This is a genomic window from Enterobacter sichuanensis, assembly GCF_002939185.1.
Taxonomy (GTDB): domain Bacteria; phylum Pseudomonadota; class Gammaproteobacteria; order Enterobacterales; family Enterobacteriaceae; genus Enterobacter; species Enterobacter sichuanensis.
Map to the genome: position 1 here is coordinate 87,929 of NZ_POVL01000002.1, position 17,378 is coordinate 105,306.

At 55.8% G+C, this 17,378-nt stretch carries 16 protein-coding genes; 9 read left to right on the plus strand and 7 right to left on the minus strand.

Going from position 1 to position 17,378, the window contains the following annotated elements:
- Positions 1-13: 13 nt before the first annotated feature.
- Positions 14-430 (plus strand): pyrimidine (deoxy)nucleoside triphosphate diphosphatase, encoded by a 417-nt coding sequence (locus tag C5687_RS01485; RefSeq protein WP_104556291.1) that lies wholly within the window; start codon positions 14-16, stop codon positions 428-430.
- On the opposite strand, the gene C5687_RS01490 is transcribed toward C5687_RS01485, so the two are convergent.
- Positions 390-662 carry a YnjH family protein gene (locus C5687_RS01490; RefSeq protein WP_025757376.1) on the minus strand — a complete coding sequence of 91 codons (273 nt, stop codon included), beginning with the start codon at positions 660-662 and terminating at the stop codon, positions 390-392. The genes C5687_RS01485 and C5687_RS01490 overlap by 41 nt on opposite strands.
- Positions 663-890: 228 nt before the next feature.
- Between C5687_RS01490 and gdhA the strand changes: the two genes are divergently transcribed.
- Complete coding sequence (gene gdhA, locus C5687_RS01495; protein ID WP_047958309.1) at positions 891-2,234, plus strand: NADP-specific glutamate dehydrogenase; 1,344 nt, start codon at positions 891-893, stop codon at positions 2,232-2,234.
- A gap of 69 nt (positions 2,235-2,303) precedes the next feature.
- On the opposite strand, the gene C5687_RS01500 is transcribed toward gdhA, so the two are convergent.
- From C5687_RS01500 to C5687_RS01510, 3 genes are all read right to left on the minus strand, one after another.
- Positions 2,304-4,211 carry a DNA topoisomerase III gene (locus tag C5687_RS01500; RefSeq protein WP_094918943.1) on the minus strand — a complete coding sequence of 636 codons (1,908 nt, stop codon included), beginning with the start codon at positions 4,209-4,211 and terminating at the stop codon, positions 2,304-2,306.
- 4 nt (positions 4,212-4,215) lie between these two features.
- Positions 4,216-5,259 (minus strand): selenide, water dikinase SelD, encoded by a 1,044-nt coding sequence (gene selD, locus C5687_RS01505; RefSeq protein WP_023616289.1) that lies wholly within the window; start codon positions 5,257-5,259, stop codon positions 4,216-4,218.
- A 116-nt stretch (positions 5,260-5,375) separates the two neighbouring features.
- Positions 5,376-5,927, minus strand: coding sequence for an NAD(P)H nitroreductase (locus C5687_RS01510; protein ID WP_045285253.1), 552 nt, complete (start codon positions 5,925-5,927; stop codon positions 5,376-5,378).
- Positions 5,928-6,094: 167 nt separating this feature from the next.
- Between C5687_RS01510 and sppA the strand changes: the two genes are divergently transcribed.
- The 4 genes from sppA (at position 6,095) to chiD (ending at position 11,107) form a co-directional block, all read left to right on the plus strand.
- Positions 6,095-7,951, plus strand: coding sequence for a signal peptide peptidase SppA (sppA, locus tag C5687_RS01520; RefSeq protein WP_047958306.1), 1,857 nt, complete (start codon positions 6,095-6,097; stop codon positions 7,949-7,951).
- Positions 7,952-8,014: 63 nt separating this feature from the next.
- Positions 8,015-9,031, plus strand: a complete 1,017-nt coding sequence (gene ansA, locus C5687_RS01525; protein ID WP_008500705.1) for an asparaginase — start codon at positions 8,015-8,017, stop codon at positions 9,029-9,031.
- 9 nt (positions 9,032-9,040) lie between these two features.
- Positions 9,041-9,682 carry a bifunctional nicotinamidase/pyrazinamidase gene (gene pncA / locus C5687_RS01530; RefSeq protein WP_094918941.1) on the plus strand — a complete coding sequence of 214 codons (642 nt, stop codon included), beginning with the start codon at positions 9,041-9,043 and terminating at the stop codon, positions 9,680-9,682.
- Positions 9,683-9,853: 171 nt separating this feature from the next.
- Positions 9,854-11,107 carry a chitinase ChiD gene (gene chiD / locus C5687_RS01535; protein ID WP_104556292.1) on the plus strand — a complete coding sequence of 418 codons (1,254 nt, stop codon included), beginning with the start codon at positions 9,854-9,856 and terminating at the stop codon, positions 11,105-11,107.
- Between the two features lie 51 nt (positions 11,108-11,158).
- Here the strand turns inward: chiD and C5687_RS01540 are convergent, their stop codons facing one another.
- Both C5687_RS01540 and msrB read right to left on the minus strand, forming a co-directional pair.
- Complete coding sequence (locus C5687_RS01540) at positions 11,159-11,431, minus strand: YeaC family protein (protein ID WP_025759331.1); 273 nt, start codon at positions 11,429-11,431, stop codon at positions 11,159-11,161.
- 41 nt (positions 11,432-11,472) lie between these two features.
- A complete protein-coding gene (gene msrB / locus C5687_RS01545) occupies positions 11,473-11,886 on the minus strand; it encodes a peptide-methionine (R)-S-oxide reductase MsrB (protein WP_025759332.1) in 414 nt (137 codons plus the stop codon).
- Positions 11,887-12,227: 341 nt separating this feature from the next.
- Here msrB and gapA point away from each other — a divergent pair, with 341 nt between their 5' ends.
- Together gapA and C5687_RS01555 are read left to right on the plus strand one after the other, a co-directional pair.
- Complete coding sequence (gapA, locus tag C5687_RS01550) at positions 12,228-13,223, plus strand: glyceraldehyde-3-phosphate dehydrogenase (RefSeq protein ID WP_014831506.1); 996 nt, start codon at positions 12,228-12,230, stop codon at positions 13,221-13,223.
- 72 nt (positions 13,224-13,295) lie between these two features.
- Positions 13,296-14,180 carry a D-hexose-6-phosphate mutarotase gene (locus tag C5687_RS01555; RefSeq protein ID WP_045285250.1) on the plus strand — a complete coding sequence of 295 codons (885 nt, stop codon included), beginning with the start codon at positions 13,296-13,298 and terminating at the stop codon, positions 14,178-14,180.
- Between the two features lie 85 nt (positions 14,181-14,265).
- On the opposite strand, the gene C5687_RS01560 is transcribed toward C5687_RS01555, so the two are convergent.
- Positions 14,266-15,012 (minus strand): MipA/OmpV family protein, encoded by a 747-nt coding sequence (locus C5687_RS01560; RefSeq protein ID WP_104556293.1) that lies wholly within the window; start codon positions 15,010-15,012, stop codon positions 14,266-14,268.
- A gap of 431 nt (positions 15,013-15,443) precedes the next feature.
- Between C5687_RS01560 and yeaG the strand changes: the two genes are divergently transcribed.
- Complete coding sequence (gene yeaG, locus C5687_RS01565; protein WP_025759338.1) at positions 15,444-17,378, plus strand: protein kinase YeaG; 1,935 nt, start codon at positions 15,444-15,446, stop codon at positions 17,376-17,378.

Sequence of the window (17,378 nt, forward strand, 5' to 3'; positions counted from 1 at the left end):
AGTATTGACGCCCATGCTAAAAACAGTCGATGTCGTTGCGGCCATCATCGAAAAAGACGGCAACATTTTACTGGCACAGCGCCCTGCTCACGCTGACCAACCGGGGATGTGGGAATTCGCCGGCGGAAAGGTGGAATCCGGCGAAACACAACCGGAGGCGCTTATCCGCGAACTGCAGGAAGAACTCGGTATTGCGGCCCAGCCAGGCCAGTATGTCGCCAGCCACCAGCGGGAGGTCTCGCAGCGGTTGATCCACTTGCATGCCTGGCACGTTCCCGCTTTTAGCGGCAAGCTCACAGCGCACTACCACAGCGCGCTGGTGTGGTGTACGCCGGAAGAGGCGTTCAGCTACCCCTTAGCCCCGGCCGATATTCCGCTGCTGGAAGCGTTTATTGTTTTACGCGACGCCAGACCAGCGGGTTCGTGCTGATGGCGCGCTCATCGCGCTGGCACTGCAGCAGCACACCGTCCGCCTTCACCACCGCCCCTTCGGAATAGTTCTGATCCTGATAGATGCAGCACTGGTTACAGGGCTGCGCTCTCTGGCCGCTGGAACTAAAGACCTCTGGCGGGACATTCACTTCCACATCCGGGCGAATACGGTCAGCCTGCGCGCCGGCGGAAAACATCAAACATAACGCGGTGAATACATAACGGTTCATAGACTTATCTTCCTGTCGTGTCCTGATAAAGACTATAACGGTTAATCCACGCGGAACCTTTAATTTATCTCGTCATCGCTTTTTGTTATGACCCGCCCCGGGTCATTAATTTCCCTTTCGGCATGAATTTCTGCTTGCTTCACAAAGCGGTGTGGGTGGTATAGTCAAAAAAACAACACAAATTGCATAAGCAATAGACACAAATAACTATAAGAGGTTCTTATATCTATGGATCAGACACGCTCTCTGGAAAGTTTCCTTGCCCATGTTCAGCAGCGCGACCCGCATCAAAGCGAGTTTGCCCAGGCCGTTCGTGAAGTGATGACCACCCTGTGGCCTTTCCTTGAAGAAAATCCACGTTATCGTCAGCTGTCTCTGCTTGAGCGCCTGGTTGAACCAGAGCGCGTTATCCAGTTTCGCGTGACCTGGGTGGACGATCGTAATCAGGTTCAGGTTAACCGCGCGTGGCGCGTGCAGTTTAACTCCGCCATCGGGCCGTTTAAGGGCGGGATGCGTTTCCACCCCTCTGTTAACCTGTCGATTCTCAAATTCCTCGGCTTCGAGCAAACCTTTAAAAATGCGCTGACCACCCTGCCGATGGGTGGCGGTAAAGGCGGAAGTGATTTCGATCCCAAAGGCAAAAGCGAAGGCGAAGTGATGCGTTTCTGTCAGGCGCTGATGACCGAACTCTATCGCCACCTTGGTCCGGATACCGACGTGCCAGCGGGAGATATCGGCGTCGGAGCACGCGAAGTGGGTTTTATGGCAGGGATGATGAAAAAGCTCTCCAACAACAGCGCCTGTGTCTTCACCGGCAAAGGGTTGTCCTTCGGCGGCAGCCTGATCCGCCCGGAGGCCACGGGCTACGGCCTGGTCTATTTCACTGAGGCGATGCTCAAGCGCCACGGCCTGGGCTTTGAAGGGATGCGCGTGGCGGTGTCCGGCTCCGGTAACGTGGCGCAGTATGCTATCGAAAAAGCGATGCAGTTTGGCGCCCGCGTGGTGACGGCGTCAGACTCCCGAGGCACGGTGGTGGATGAAGCGGGCTTTACGGCGGAAAAGCTGGCGCGCTTGTGCGAAATCAAAGCCAGCCGCGATGGCCGTCTCGCCGACTATGCCGCAGAGTTTGGCCTGACCTGGCTGGAAGGCAAACAGCCGTGGAGCGTGCCGGTGGATATCGCCCTGCCGTGCGCCACGCAGAACGAACTGGATGTGGACGCCGCGCGGACATTAATTAGCAATGGCGTGAAGGCGGTGGCCGAAGGGGCCAATATGCCGACCACCATCGAGGCGACCGATCTGTTCCTGGAAGCGGGCGTGCTGTTTGCACCGGGCAAAGCCGCCAACGCAGGCGGCGTGGCAACCTCCGGTCTGGAGATGGCGCAAAACGCCGCGCGTCTCGGCTGGAAAGCGGAGAAAGTGGATGCGCGTCTGCACCATATCATGCTGGATATTCACCACGCCTGCGTGGAGTACGGCGGAGAGGCGTCGCAAACCAACTACGTGCGCGGCGCGAATATCGCCGGGTTCGTCAAGGTGGCGGATGCGATGATTGGGCAGGGTGTGATTTAAGCTTTATCGTGCGGCCGGGTGCCCTCACCCCGGCCCTCTCCCACGGGGAGAGGGAGAAAACCGGGCGTATCAGGCCGCGCTTTTTTTCTTCTTAAACGGTTTCTTCGCACCGCTACCCGGTGCCACCATTCCTCTGAACCGCTTCACCGGCGTGCTGCGCGCCTGATCGATCAGCTGATAAAGCGTCCCCACCAGCGGCTGCATAAAGTCCTGATAACGACACTGCTTTTCGCTGATCTGCGTCAGCACCGATTCCCAATGCGCGGTCATGTCCGGCCTTGCGGCCAGCTCCGGCAGGGAATGAATCAGGGCGCGTCCCGGCTCAGTCGAATGGATATAGCGTCCTTTTTTCTCCAGGAAACCGCGTTTAAACAGCAGCTCGATGATTCCGGCACGGGTCGCTTCGGTGCCCAGACCGTCGGTGGCGCGCAGGATCTTCTTCAGATCTTTATCCTGCACAAACCGGGCTATCCCGGTCATCGCCGACAGCAGCGTCGCATCGGTGAAATGGCGCGGCGGCTGCGTCTGGCGCTCAACCACTTCCCCTTTCTCGCACAGTAGCTCGTCGTCTTTAGCCACCACCGGCAGCGGCGTGCCGTCGTTCTCTTCGTCGCGCTCTTTACTGCCAAGCAGGGTGCGCCAGCCCGCTTCCGCGAGGAAGCGCGCTTTGGCGACAAACTTGCCTTTGGCAATGTCCAGTTCGATAACGCATTTGCGGAACACCGCATCCGGGCAGAACTGCATCAGGTACTGACGGGCGATCAGGTTATAGACCTTCGCTTCGTTATCCGTCAGGTTAACGCTGCTGGCGCGGGCCGTCGGGATAATCGCGTGGTGGGCATCCACCTTCTTATCATCCCAGCAGCGGTTATGGGTGTCCGGATTCACCGCCGGCTGCGGCAGCAGATCCGGCGCGTGGACGCTAATGGCGTTCATCACCGCGTGGCGTCCGGCAAAATGCTCTTCCGGCAGATAGCGGCTGTCCGAACGCGGATAGGTGATGAGCTTGTGGGTTTCATACAGCTTCTGGCAGATGTCCAGCACGTTCTGCGCGCTGAGCCCAAAGCGCTTCGCGGCCTCAATCTGCAGGGCCGACAGCGAGAACGGCAGCGGCGCGGGTTCTGATTCCCGTTTATCGTTATAGCTGGTCACGATAGCCGGTTGCCCGGTGATGCGGTTAACCACATGCTCCGCCAGTGGACGATGCAGCAACCGCCCCTCTTCATCCTGATACGATTCGCAGGCATCGCTCGGCTGCCAGACAGCGGTAAAGCGCTCCTCTTTCGGGGTGACGATATGCGCTTTCACTTCAAAGAAATCTTTGGCGACGAAATTCTCAATCTCTTCGTCGCGACGCACCACCAGCCCCAGCACCGGCGTCTGCACGCGGCCCACGGAGAGCACGCCCTGATAACCAGCATTACGCCCAAGGATGGTGTAGGCGCGGGTCATGTTGATGCCGTACAGCCAGTCCGCACGCGCACGCGCCAGCGCGGAGACGCACAGCGGGATAAACTCGCTGTTGGCGCGCAGACGCGAGATCGCACGTTCAACGGCCTGCGGGTTGAGGTCGTTGATCAGGCAGCGCTGTACCTGCTGGCGCTTTTCAGGTGCCAGCTCCAGGTAGTCCAGCACTTCATCCACCAGCAGTTGCCCTTCCCTGTCCGGGTCACCCGCGTGCACGATCTCAGCCGCTTCATGCAGGAAGCGTTTGATCACGTTGAGCTGTTTGGTAACCGAAGGTCGCGGCTGCAGGCGCCATTTTTCAGGCACGATGGGCAGGTCATTCAGATTCCAGCGGGCGTAGCGGCTGTCATAGACATCCGGCTGCGCCTGCTCAAGCAGGTGACCAATACACCAGGTGACCACCTGCCCGTTACCGCATTCAATAAAGCCGTCGCCTTTGCGATGCGGTTTAGGCAGCACATCGGCGATGGCTCGCGCCAGACTCGGCTTTTCGGCAATAAACAACCGCATCGAATTAACGGATCTCAATCATCGGTCGGCCACCGCGTGCGGTCACCAGCTCGCCGATTGCCGTCAGGGTAATGCCAAACTCGGCAGCCGTCGCCTGAACCTCGGCTTCGGACTCCGGCGTGACCGCCAGCAGCAGACCGCCGGAAGTTTGCGGATCGCACAGCAGGTTGCGCCATTCTTCAGGCATTTCGCCCATCAGATGACCGTAGCTGGCGAAGTTGCGCTGGGTACCGCCCGGGACTGCGCCCTGAGCAATGTACTCTTCCACGCCCGGCAGTTTCGGCACGTCCTGATACCAGACCTGCGCCTGCACGCCCGCCCCCTGACACACTTCGGAAAGGTGTCCCAGCAGACCGAAACCGGTCACGTCGGTCATCGCCTTCACGCCGTCGATATTAGCGAAAGCGGCACCCGCGAGGTTCATCTGGCACATGACTTCTGTCGCCAGCCCCTGGTGCTCTGGTTTCAGCAGGGATTTTTTCTCGGCGGTGGTCAGCACGCCAATGCCCAGCGGCTTGGTGAGGAACAGCTTGCAGCCCGCCTGCGCGGTGCTGTTACGCTTCACGCGCTCGGTCGGCACCACACCGGTGACGGCCAGCCCGAAGATAGGCTCCGGCGCATCAATCGAGTGACCACCGGCCAGCGCAATCCCCGCCTGCTGACAGGCGAAACGCCCGCCATCTATCACCTCGCGGGCAACTTCTGGCGGGATGGTGTTGATCGGCCAGCCCAGAATAGCGATCGCCATAATCGGTTTGCCGCCCATGGCGAAGATATCGCTGATGGCGTTAGTGGCCGCAATACGCCCGAAGTCGAACGGGTTGTCGACAATCGGCATAAAGAAGTCGGTGGTGCTGATAATGCTGGTGCCGTTACCCAGGTCATAAACCGCTGCATCGTCACGCGTTTCGTTGCCGACAAGCAGGTTCGGGTCGACAAACTTCGCCTGTTCGCTGTGCAGGATGGTCTCCAGCACTTTCGGGGAAATTTTACAACCGCAACCGGCTCCGTGGCTGTACTGCGTTAAACGAATGGTTTGCTCGCTCATGGACGTCTCCTGTCATCTCAATCGCGCTATGGTAGCGCTCATTCCATAAAGAGGTAAGTATGACTGTCTGAATTCTGCGGCAGATGCTCAGAATCCAGACAGTTTAGCGTGCGTTATCAGAAACGGCTGACGAAAGGCGTGGTGTCCGGCACGCTGATGGTGCTGGAGGCTTTAAGCTGCGGGGTACCGAGATAGAGGAAACCGACAATTTTGTCATGCTCGCCGCAGCCAAAACCGTCACGGACCGCCGGGCTTTCGGTCAGCGGACCGGTGCGCCAGATGCCGTTGAAGCCTTGCGCGACAGCGGCCATTTGCATCGCCATCACGGCGCAGCCGGCAGACATTTCCTGTTCCCAGACCGGCACCTTATGGTCAGCCTGGCATTTTGCCACGACAGCGATGATCATCGGGGCGCGGAACGGAGCATTACGCGCCTTGTCGATACCTTTCTCATCCTGCCCTGCGGCCACCGCGCCCTGCTCCAGCAGTTGGCTGAAACGATCGCGGCCTTCGCCTTCAATCACAAAGAAGTGCCACGGCTGCAGAGTGCCATGATCGGGGGCACGCATACCGGCACGCAGAATGTTCTCCAGCTGTTCGCCCGCCGGGGCCGGTTCGGCCAGACGTGAAGCGCTACGGCGGTTAACAAGCAGTTCGAGTGCATCCATTGGTTAACTCCTTTCTTGAAATTTACTCACAAAATTAACACGACGGCAGATTTTGTTACAGCCTGGCAGGCGATTCCTGCTGACAAGTGGCGGTTGGGTCATTACGATAACCCAACATTACCGTCCAGTGGCGACGGAAACAGTCATTTTCTGGTTAGGGAGAATACATGCGAACCCTTTGGCGAATCTTTGCCGGTTTCTTTAAATGGACGTGGCGACTGCTCAACTTCGTCCGCAACCTGGTGATGAACATCTTCTTCATTTTCCTGGTTCTGGTTTGCGCGGGCATCTGGATGCACATCAGTAACGCGAATCAGGCGCAGCATTCGACTCGCGGGGCGCTGTTACTCGATATTACCGGCGTTATTGTTGATAAACCGTCCGCCAGCAGCCGTCTGGGGGTAATCAGCCGCCAGCTGTTTGGCGCGACATCAGACCGTCTGCAGGAAAATTCCCTGTTTGATATTGTCGATACTATTCGTCAGGCCAAAGACGACCGTAACATCACCGGGATCGTGCTGGATCTGAAAGATTTTGCCGGCGGCGATCAGCCTTCCATGCAGTACATCGGTAAAGCGCTGCGCGAATTCCGCGACAGCGGCAAGCCGGTGATTGCCGTGGGCGACAGCTACAGCCAGGGGCAATATTATCTGGCGAGCTTTGCCAATAAGATCTGGCTCTCTCCGCAGGGCACGGTCGATCTGCACGGTTTTGCCACCAACGGGCTGTATTACAAATCGCTGCTCGACAAGCTGAAGGTCACCACCCACGTCTTCCGCGTCGGGACTTATAAGTCGGCCGTTGAGCCGTTTATCCGCGATGATATGTCCCCTGCCGCCCGTGAAGCGGACAGCCGCTGGATTGGCGAACTGTGGCAGAACTATCTGGGCACCGTTGCCGCTAACCGCCAGATTACGCCGGAACAGGTGTTCCCTGGCGCACAGGGCGTGCTGGACGGCCTGCGTAAGGTAGATGGCGATACCGCGAAATATGCGCTCGACAACAAACTGGTTGATGCCCTGGGCACCAGCGCCGAGATTGAAAAATCCCTGAGCAAACAGTTTGGCTGGAGCAAAGAGGACAAAAATTACAGCGCCATCAGCATGTACGACTACTCGGCGAAAAAACCGGATGAGAGCGGTGACAGCGTCGCGGTGGTCTTTGCCAACGGTGCCATCATGGACGGTCAGGAGACGCCGGGGAACGTGGGCGGTGATACCACGGCATCACAAATCCGCGATGCGCGCCTGGATCCGAAAGTGAAAGCGATTGTGCTGCGGGTGAACAGCCCTGGTGGCAGCGTCAGCGCCTCCGAGGTGATCCGCGCTGAACTGGCTGCCGCGCGTGCCGCCGGCAAGCCGGTCGTCGTCTCAATGGGCGGAATGGCCGCCTCCGGGGGGTACTGGATCTCCACTCCCGCTAACTATATCGTGGCCAACCCAAGCACATTGACCGGATCAATTGGCATCTTCGGGGTGATCAACACCGTGGAAAACAGCCTGGATTCTCTGGGCGTGCATACCGACGGCGTGGCGACCTCCCCGCTGGCGGATGTGTCGGTGACAAAATCTCTGCCGCCGGAAGTCTCTGAGATGATGCAGCTCAGCATTGAGAACGGCTATAAACGCTTTATCACCCTGGTGGCGGATTCGCGTAAAAAGACGCCTGAGCAGATCGACCAGATTGCCCAGGGCCACGTCTGGACCGGCCAGGATGCGAAGAGCAACGGTCTGGTCGACAGCCTGGGCGACTTCGATGACGCGGTGAAGAAGGCCGCTGAACTGGCGAAGCTGAAACAGTGGCATGTTGAATACTATCAGGACGAGCCGTCGTTCTTCGATATGGTCATGGACAGCATGTCCGGCTCCGTGCGCGCCATGCTGCCGGAGGCGCTGCAGGCCTATCTGCCTGCGCCCGTCGCCACGGCGGCAAAAGCGATGAAAGCGGAAAGCGATAAGCTCGCGGCCTTTAATGATCCACAAAGTCGTTACGCGTTTTGCCTGACCTGCGCGAACGTCCGTTAAAAACCGTCCCCTCTTCTCGCGAAGAGGGGATTTTTTTCTTTTGAAGAACAAGAACTCACTACCATGCAGAAGAAATCGATTTATGTAGCCTACACTGGCGGTACCATCGGTATGCAACGCTCTGAAAACGGCTATATCCCCGTCTCCGGCCACCTTCAGCGTCAGCTTGCGCTGATGCCAGAATTCCACCGTCCGGAAATGCCTGACTTCACTATCCACGAGTATGAACCGCTGATGGACTCCTCCGATATGACGCCAGAAGACTGGCAGCACATCGCGGATGACATCAAAGCCCATTACGACCAGTACGACGGTTTCGTGATCCTCCACGGTACCGACACCATGGCTTTTACCGCCTCGGCGCTCTCCTTCATGCTGGAGAATCTGAGCAAGCCGGTTATCGTGACGGGCTCGCAAATTCCGCTGGCGGAACTGCGCTCCGACGGTCAGATCAACCTGCTGAACTCCCTGTACGTGGCGGCGAATTACCCGATTAACGAAGTGTCGTTGTTCTTTAACAACCGCCTGTATCGCGGCAACCGCACCACCAAAGCCCATGCCGACGGGTTTGACGCTTTCGCTTCACCCAACCTTCAGCCGCTGCTGGAAGCCGGTATTCATATTCGTCGTCTGGGAACCCCGCCTGCGCCAAACACCGCAGGCGAGCTGATTGTGCATCCGATTACGCCGCAACCGATTGGCGTGGTCACCATCTACCCGGGGATCTCTGCAGACGTGGTGCGCAACTTCCTGCGCCAGCCGGTGAAAGCGCTGATTCTGCGCTCCTACGGCGTGGGCAATGCGCCGCAGAACGGCGAATTCCTGAAAGAGCTTCAGGAGGCCAGCGAGCGCGGAATTGTAGTGGTGAACCTGACGCAGTGCATGTCCGGTAAAGTCAATATGGGCGGCTATGCCACCGGCAACGCGCTGGCGCATGCGGGGGTGATCAGCGGCTTCGACATGACCGTTGAGGCAACGCTGACTAAACTTCACTATTTACTGAGCCAGGATCTGGATATTCAGTCCATACGCAGCGCGATGATGCAAAACCTGCGCGGCGAACTGACGCCTGACGAATAAGGAGGTCTCATGAAGCAACGCGCCCTGCTACTGGTCGATTTGCAAAATGATTTCTGCGCGGGCGGTGCGCTGGCCGTCGCCGAAGGTGACAGCACCGTTGACGTGGCCAACACGCTGATTGACTGGTGCAAAGCCCGCGGTGAAGCGGTTGTCGCAAGCCAGGACTGGCACCCGGCGAATCATGGCAGCTTTGCCAGCCAGCATCACGTCGAGCCATTCACTCAGGGAGAACTCGACGGGTTGTCACAAACCTTCTGGCCGGATCACTGCGTACAGCAGACACAAGGCGCGGACCTTCATCCGCTCCTGAAACAGAAAGCCATCGATGCGGTGTTCCATAAAGGGGAAAACCCTGCTATCGACAGCTACAGCGCGTTTTTTGATAACGGGCATCGCCAGAAAACGGCGCTGGACGCGTGGTTACGTCACCATGAAATCACGGAGCTGATTGTGCTGGGGCTGGCAACCGATTACTGCGTGAAGTTTACCGTGCTGGACGCGCTCCAGTTAGGCTATACCGTCAGCGTCATCACCGACGGTTGCCGTGGGGTGAATATCCAGCCGCAGGACAGTGCCCAGGCGTTTATGGACATGGCCGCGGAAGGTGCGACGCTGTATACGCTCGAAGACTGGCTGGAAACGCAGGCGTAGTCTTTTATGCCGGGTGGCGCTGCGCTTACCCGGCAACCCCCTCTCCGATCTCCCATAAAGTGAACTCCCTCGCATCCTCAGCGAAGCGGCAATGCTATTCTCATCAGGTTGTTTTTTCGCCACGCCTTTTCCGTGGCGTGGTTAATTTTATTATGTCAAAGAGGAACTTGTATGAAATGTATGCCTTTGCTGGCAGTATTGCCCCTGCTGTGCGCTTCCGTTGCTTCTGCCAGTAACCTGATGTCCGTGGGCTACTTTAACGGCGGAGGTGACGTCACTGCCGGACCGGGTGGCGACATCAACAAATTAGACGTCCGCCAGATTACACATCTCAACTACTCGTTTGGTCTGATCTATAACGACGAAAAAGACGAAACCAACGCCGCGCTGAAAGACTCCACCAGGCTGCACCAGATCTGGTTATCACCCAAAGTCGCCTCCGACCTCGCATTCATCCCGACCCTGCGCAAACAAAACCCGAACCTTAAGGTCCTGCTCTCCGTCGGCGGCTGGGGCGCACGCGGTTTCTCTGGCGCAGCGGCAACCAAAGAGAGTCGCGCGGTGTTTATCCGCTCCGCGCAGGAGATTGTCGACAAGTACGGTCTGGACGGGATCGATCTCGACTGGGAGTACCCGGTGAATGGCGCATGGGGTCTGGTTGCAAGCCAGCCCGCCGACCGGGATAACTTCACCTCCCTGCTAAAAGAGATGCGCGCCGCCTTCGGAGACAAAAAGCTGGTGACCATTGCGGTGGGCGCCAACGCGGAAAGTCCGAAAAGCTGGGTGGATGTCACCGCCATCGCTCCCCTGCTCGACTACATCAACCTGATGACCTACGACATGGCGTACGGAACGCAATATTTCAACGCCAATTTGTATGACTCCAGCACCTGGCCGACGGTGGCCGCCGCAGATAAATACAGCGTCGATTTTGTGGTGAACAATTATCTGGCCGCCGGGCTGAAGCCGCAGCAGATGAACCTTGGGATCGGTTTCTATGGCCGCGTGCCGAAACGCGCCGTGGAGCCGGGCATTGACTGGAGCAAACCCGACGCACAAAAAAATCCGGTCACCCAGCCTTACTTCGGGCCACAGGAGATCGGGTTGTTCAGGTCACTCGGCTATGACCTGACCAAAGATACCTACGTGAAGTACAACGATATCGTGAAAAAGCTGTTGAACGATCCGCAGAAGCGCTTTACAGAGCACTGGGACGAGCAGGCGAAAGTGCCGTGGCTCTCGGTGAAGGGTGCCGATGGCAACGCGCTGTTTGCGATTTCGTATGAGAACCCACGTTCCGTTGCCATCAAAGCGGACTATATCAAAGCGAAAGGCCTCGCCGGGGCGATGTTCTGGGAGTATGGCGCGGATGACGAAAACCAGTTAGCGAAGCAGCTGGCGGCGTCGTTGGGGATCCCGCACTAAGCAGTATTGTGCCGGGTAGCGCTAACGCTTACCCGGCCTACATTGAGTTCATTATTTGAAAGTGGCAATCGGCTTCGGCGTGATGCCGAACTCTTCTTTCAGCTCACGCTTGCTCTTCATCACCATCTGGCCGTTGGTGTCGATGGTCATGTGCTGCGCGTCGGTGTTATTACGCGCCTGCCATAACATGACCAGTTGCAGGCTGTTCTCTTTTTGCTCCGGCGTCAGCGCGACGCCGTCAGGCCATTTTCCGAGCTCAACGGCGGTGACCAGACGCTGATAAATCTCCGGCGTCATGCCGCTAATCATCTCTTCAATATTCACAATCGCTCCCTTTAGCAGGAATAATTTGCTGAATCGTTTTTTCAACCTTTAATCTGGTCGCCGTTTTCATCGTCGCTGAAGCTCAGTGAGGCTGAATTGACGCAGAAACGCTCGCCCGTTGGCTGTGGTCCATCCGGGAAGACGTGACCCAGGTGCGCATCACAGTTGCCGCAGCGTATTTCCGTGCGCACCATGCCATGGGATGAGTCAGTCAGGTAGCGGATTGCCTCGTCGCTCACCGGCTCGTAAAAGCTCGGCCAGCCGCAGCCAGAATCGTATTTCGTCTGGGAATTGAACAACGGCGCATCACAGACCAGACAGTGGTAAACGCCATCGCGTTTGTTATGCAGTAAACGTCCGGTGAACGGCGGTTCCGTGCCGTGATTCTGCGTCACGTAAAACTGCATTTCTGTGAGGTTTTTTTTCAAATCGTCAGGGTTACGTTGGTTCGACATAGGCTTACATCTCGCTGTAGAAACAGACATCTTTTAACCCGGATTCTAACAAAACATTAACACCCTTGCGTGCACTTTTGATCTAAACTTATGTGTCGCGAAAAGGCGGTCAGGCAATTGTGATCATGTTCACATTTTAATCCTGAGAGGACTTTAAAATTCCGGGCGCAGCCCCCATGTGGTTGCAAGCTCAAAGGGAAAGTGAGGCGAGTCAGTCGCACAAACGTTAGTCACAGGATTGATTTGTCGCAATGATTGACACGATTCCGCTTGACGCTGCGTAAGGTTTTTGTAATTTTACAGGCAACCTTTTATTCACTAACAAATAGCTGGTGGAATATATGACTATCAAAGTAGGTATCAACGGTTTTGGCCGTATCGGCCGTATTGTTTTCCGTGCTGCTCAGAAACGTTCTGACATCGAAATCGTTGGTATCAACGATCTCCTGGACGCTGAATACATGGCGTACATGCTGAAGTACGACTCAACTCACGGTCGTTTCGACGGCACCGTTGAAGTGAAAGACGGCCACCTGGTTGTTAACGGCAAAACCATCCGCGTTACTGCTGAGAAAGACCCAGCTAACCTGAAATGGAACGAAATCGGTGTTGATGTTGTTGCTGAAGCAACCGGTATCTTCCTGACCGACGAAACTGCACGTAAACACATCACTGCGGGTGCGAAAAAAGTTGTTCTGACGGGTCCTTCCAAAGACAACACCCCAATGTTCGTTCGTGGTGCAAACTTCGAGACTTACGCTGGCCAGGACATCGTTTCTAACGCATCCTGCACCACCAACTGCCTGGCACCGCTGGCTAAAGTTATCAACGACAACTTCGGCATCATCGAAGGTCTGATGACTACCGTTCACGCAACCACCGCTACTCAGAAAACCGTTGACGGCCCGTCTCACAAAGACTGGCGCGGCGGCCGTGGCGCGGCTCAGAACATCATCCCATCCTCTACCGGTGCTGCTAAAGCAGTAGGTAAAGTACTGCCAGAACTGAACGGCAAACTGACTGGTATGGCGTTCCGCGTTCCAACTCCTAACGTATCCGTTGTTGACCTGACCGTTCGTCTGGAAAAAGCTGCTTCTTATGAAGAAATTAAGAAAGCAATCAAAGCTGCTTCCGAAGGCGCAATGAAAGGCGTTCTGGGTTACACCGAAGACGACGTTGTATCTACCGATTTCAACGGCGAAGTGTGCACTTCCGTGTTCGATGCTAAAGCAGGTATCGCACTGAACGACAACTTCGTTAAACTGGTATCCTGGTACGACAACGAAACCGGCTACTCTAACAAAGTACTGGACCTGATCGCTCACATCTCCAAATAAGTTGAGATGAGTGTTTGATCCAAAAAGGCGACTTCGGTCGCCTTTTTTATTGCCAAGACAGAGGATTGCTTAATGATTAATAAAATTTTTGCACTTCCGGTAGTCGAACAGCTTACCCCTGTGCTTTCCCGGCGTCAGATTGACGGTGCCGATGTCATCGTCGTTGACCATCCGCGCGTTAAAGCCTCCGTGGCACTGAACGGCGCTCACCTGCTCTCCTGGAAACCGGAAGGTGAAGCCGAAGCTTTATGGCTGAGCGACGCGACCTCTTTTAAAAAAGGGGCAGCCATCCGCGGTGGCGTACCGATCTGCTGGCCATGGTTTGGCCCGTCCGCACAGCCGGGTTTGCCTTCTCACGGGTTTGCCCGTAACCAGCAGTGGACTTTGAAAGCGCATAATGAAGATGACAACGGCGCTGTGCTGACCTTTGAACTTCAGGCGAATGATCAAACCCGTGCCCTCTGGCCGCATGATTTCACCCTGTACGCCCGCTTTAAGCTGGGCAAGACCTGTGAAATTGAACTGGAAGCCCACGGTGAGTTCGAAACCACCTCTGCCCTGCATACCTACTTCCACGTGGGTGACATCGGCGCGGTGAAGGTGAGCGGCCTTGGCGATACGTATATCGACAAAGTCGACAACGCGAAAGAAGGTAAACTGAGCGACGGGGTACAGACTTTCCCTGACCGTACCGATCGCGTCTATCTGCATCCGGAAGCCTGCAGCGTGATCCACGACGGCGCCCTGAACCGTGGCATCGAAGTGGTTCATCATCATCACAGCGACGTGGTGGGCTGGAACCCGGGCCCGGCGCTTTCTGTCAGCATGGCCGACATGACGGATGAGGGATATAAAACGTTTGTCTGTGTGGAAACCGCTTGCGTGAGCACACCGCAGAAAGCGAGCGATGAAAAACCCTCTCGCTTAGGACAGACAATCAAGATTGTGAAGCGCTAGGGGATTGTGCTTCTCTGCACCATACCAAAGCAAACGGGGCGCAAGCGCCCCGTTTTAATGCACGGACTGCACGTTAGTAGTGCAATCAGAACTTGTAGGTCACACCGACTGAGAAAATGCCTGCCCAGTACTTGTCGACCATCGGGCTGTCTTTCACCTCATCGCTCAGACGCTCGTAACGGCCAGTACCGTATACGCTCCAGTCCCCGAGGAAGTTATAGCTAGCGGTCAGCTCCAGGTAGGGATTCCAGCCATCATCAGCGCTGTAGCTTTTCAGACCACTGCGACGGGATTCGTTTTTAGAGACGCCGTAATAGTAGTCGTTGTAGTTCTCGCTGTTGTACTGCACACCGATACCTGGCGTCAGGGTCAGCGCACCGTTGGTGTAGCGGTATAACCACGCCAGATCCCAGATAAAGCCGTTGCTGTTATCCAGCGTGTCACCCGCGAGGGCAGTACGCAGGAAACCGTACTGGGTGTTATGCACATAGGAAAGCCCAGCCATCAGGGTGCCTTTACGCTTGTCGAGCTGACGAAGCGCGTGGCTGTCGCTGTCGCCCGGCTTGAAGTGCGTTGGGTCGTAGTAAGCCATAATGGAGAGCTTATCGGCCGTATCGTTCCACAAATAGTAGCCACCGCCGAGCCCATGGAACCAGACGTTATCGCCTTCATAGGTGACAACGGGAACGGGATAAAGATCACGGTCATACTGTTTGTACGGGCTGTTAATGACGCCAACGCCCGCGCCAACCGTCCACTGACTTTCCGCCTGTGCGGTGCTTACTGCGGTCGCGGCAAGGATGCCCAATGCCAGAAGTTTGAGTTTGGTCACAATCCATTCTTTCCTGTAGTCAAATAATCAGCGGGTGAAGTGTAACCGCCATTCCCGTACATCCCAAAATTTTTTGCCTGCTAATCAGTCTGATTAACCCATTATTTTTAACTTTTCAGATGACAACCCGCTTTCATTTATATGACCACTGTATGAAAAAGGGGCATTTGCCTTATCACCACAGTGGAAATTTTTGGATGAGTTATTGATATGTCATTGAAATTAGATTTTATCGGCATGCAAGTTTTGCAAATGCCATCTACGCTTTAATTTAAGAAGAGTTTTCCTGAACACCCCGCGGTGCTTAGCGTCCGACCTGGCACACAGGTTGCTGCTCTGGCAGTGAGGTGCGAGAGATCCTCTTCCGGGAGCCTCCACTACTCATACGAACGGCTCTTATCCTGTGCTAAAAAACGAAAGGACGGCATGCCATGAATATATTCGATCACTATCGCCAGCGTTATGAAGCTGCCAAGGACGAAGAGTTCACACTGCAGGAGTTTCTTACCATCTGTCGGCAAGATCGCAGTGCTTATGCCAATGCGGCAGAACGGCTATTGATGGCTATTGGTGAGCCAAACATGGTTGATACTGCCCTGGAACCCCGGCTTTCCCGTCTCTTTTCGAATCGGGTGGTCGCCCGCTACCCGGCGTTTGAAGAGTTCTATGGTATGGAAGATGCCATTGAACAAATCGTCTCTTACCTGAAGCATGCTGCTCAGGGCCTGGAAGAGAAGAAACAGATCCTCTATTTACTCGGCCCGGTGGGGGGCGGTAAGTCCTCGCTGGCTGAACGCCTGAAGTCGCTGATGCAGCGCGTGCCTATCTATGTGCTGAGCGCGAACGGCGAGCGCAGCCCGGTCAACGACCATCCGCTGTGCCTGTTTAACCCGCAGGAAGATGCGCAAATTCTGGACAAAGAGTATGGCATCCCGCGTCGCTATCTCGGCACCATCATGTCGCCGTGGGCGGCGAAACGCCTGCACGAGTTTGGCGGCGACATCACCAAATTCCGCGTGGTGAAAGTCTGGCCGTCTATCCTGGAACAGATTGCCATCGCGAAAACAGAACCCGGGGATGAGAACAACCAGGACATCTCCGCTCTGGTGGGTAAAGTCGACATCCGTAAGCTGGAAAACTTCGCGCAGAATGACCCGGATGCCTACGGTTACTCCGGCGCGCTGTGCCGAGCAAACCAGGGGATTATGGAGTTCGTCGAGATGTTTAAAGCACCGATCAAAGTGCTGCATCCACTGCTGACGGCGACCCAGGAAGGGAACTACAACGGGACGGAAGGTATCTCCGCCCTGCCGTTTAACGGGATTATTCTCGCCCACTCGAACGAATCTGAATGGGTGACTTTCCGTAATAACAAAAACAATGAGGCGTTCCTTGACCGCGTTTACATCGTCAAAGTGCCTTATTGCCTGCGGATCTCCGAAGAGATCAAAATTTACGAGAAATTGCTTAACCACAGTGAGCTGGCGCATGCCCCGTGCGCGCCCGGCACCCTGGAAACGCTGTCACGCTTCTCTATCCTGTCGCGCCTGAAAGAGCCGGAAAACTCCAGCATCTACTCAAAAATGCGCGTGTATGACGGTGAAAGCCTGAAAGATACCGACCCGAAAGCGAAGTCCTATCAGGAATACCGCGATTACGCCGGGGTTGATGAAGGGATGAACGGTCTGTCCACGCGTTTTGCGTTTAAGATCCTCTCTCGCGTCTTTAACTTCGACCATGCGGAAGTGGCGGCTAACCCGGTTCATCTGTTCTACGTGCTGGAGCAGCAAATCGAACGCGAGCAGTTCCCACAGGAGCAGGCTGAACGCTACCTGGAGTTCCTGAAAGGTTACCTTATTCCAAAATACGCCGAGTTCATTGGCAAAGAGATCCAGACGGCCTACCTGGAGTCCTATTCAGAATACGGGCAGAACATTTTCGACCGTTATGTCACCTACGCTGACTTCTGGATCCAGGATCAGGAGTACCGCGACCCGGATACCGGCCAGCTGTTTGACCGTGAATCCCTGAACGCGGAGCTGGAAAAAATCGAGAAGCCGGCCGGGATCAGCAACCCGAAAGACTTCCGTAACGAGATTGTGAACTTTGTGCTGCGCGCCAGAGCGCACAACAACGGCCGCAATCCGAACTGGACCAGCTACGAGAAGCTGCGCACGGTCATTGAGAAGAAAATGTTCTCTAATACCGAAGAGCTGTTGCCGGTGATCTCGTTTAACACCAAAACCTCAACCGATGAACAGAAAAAGCACGACGATTTTGTCGACCGTATGATGGAGAAAGGCTACACCCGCAAACAGGTTCGCCTGCTCTGCGAATGGTATCTGCGTGTGCGTAAATCGTCTTAA

Excerpts from the sequence above, each read along its gene's own strand:
- C5687_RS01510 (WP_045285253.1), bottom strand. The coding sequence starts at position 5,927 with ATGGATGCACTCGAACTGCTTGTTAACCGCCGTAGCGCTTCACGTCTG.
- sppA (WP_047958306.1), top strand. The coding sequence starts at position 6,095 with ATGCGAACCCTTTGGCGAATCTTTGCCGGTTTCTTTAAATGGACGTGG.
- ansA (WP_008500705.1), top strand. The coding sequence starts at position 8,015 with ATGCAGAAGAAATCGATTTATGTAGCCTACACTGGCGGTACCATCGGT.
- msrB (WP_025759332.1), bottom strand. The coding sequence starts at position 11,886 with ATGTCGAACCAACGTAACCCTGACGATTTGAAAAAAAACCTCACAGAA.
- C5687_RS01485 (WP_104556291.1), top strand. The coding sequence starts at position 14 with ATGCTAAAAACAGTCGATGTCGTTGCGGCCATCATCGAAAAAGACGGC.
- gdhA (WP_047958309.1), top strand. The coding sequence starts at position 891 with ATGGATCAGACACGCTCTCTGGAAAGTTTCCTTGCCCATGTTCAGCAG.
- C5687_RS01500 (WP_094918943.1), bottom strand. The coding sequence starts at position 4,211 with ATGCGGTTGTTTATTGCCGAAAAGCCGAGTCTGGCGCGAGCCATCGCC.
- selD (WP_023616289.1), bottom strand. The coding sequence starts at position 5,259 with ATGAGCGAGCAAACCATTCGTTTAACGCAGTACAGCCACGGAGCCGGT.
- chiD (WP_104556292.1), top strand. The coding sequence starts at position 9,854 with ATGAAATGTATGCCTTTGCTGGCAGTATTGCCCCTGCTGTGCGCTTCC.
- C5687_RS01490 (WP_025757376.1), bottom strand. The coding sequence starts at position 662 with ATGAACCGTTATGTATTCACCGCGTTATGTTTGATGTTTTCCGCCGGC.
- C5687_RS01555 (WP_045285250.1), top strand. The coding sequence starts at position 13,296 with ATGATTAATAAAATTTTTGCACTTCCGGTAGTCGAACAGCTTACCCCT.
- pncA (WP_094918941.1), top strand. The coding sequence starts at position 9,041 with ATGAAGCAACGCGCCCTGCTACTGGTCGATTTGCAAAATGATTTCTGC.
- gapA (WP_014831506.1), top strand. The coding sequence starts at position 12,228 with ATGACTATCAAAGTAGGTATCAACGGTTTTGGCCGTATCGGCCGTATT.
- yeaG (WP_025759338.1), top strand. The coding sequence starts at position 15,444 with ATGAATATATTCGATCACTATCGCCAGCGTTATGAAGCTGCCAAGGAC.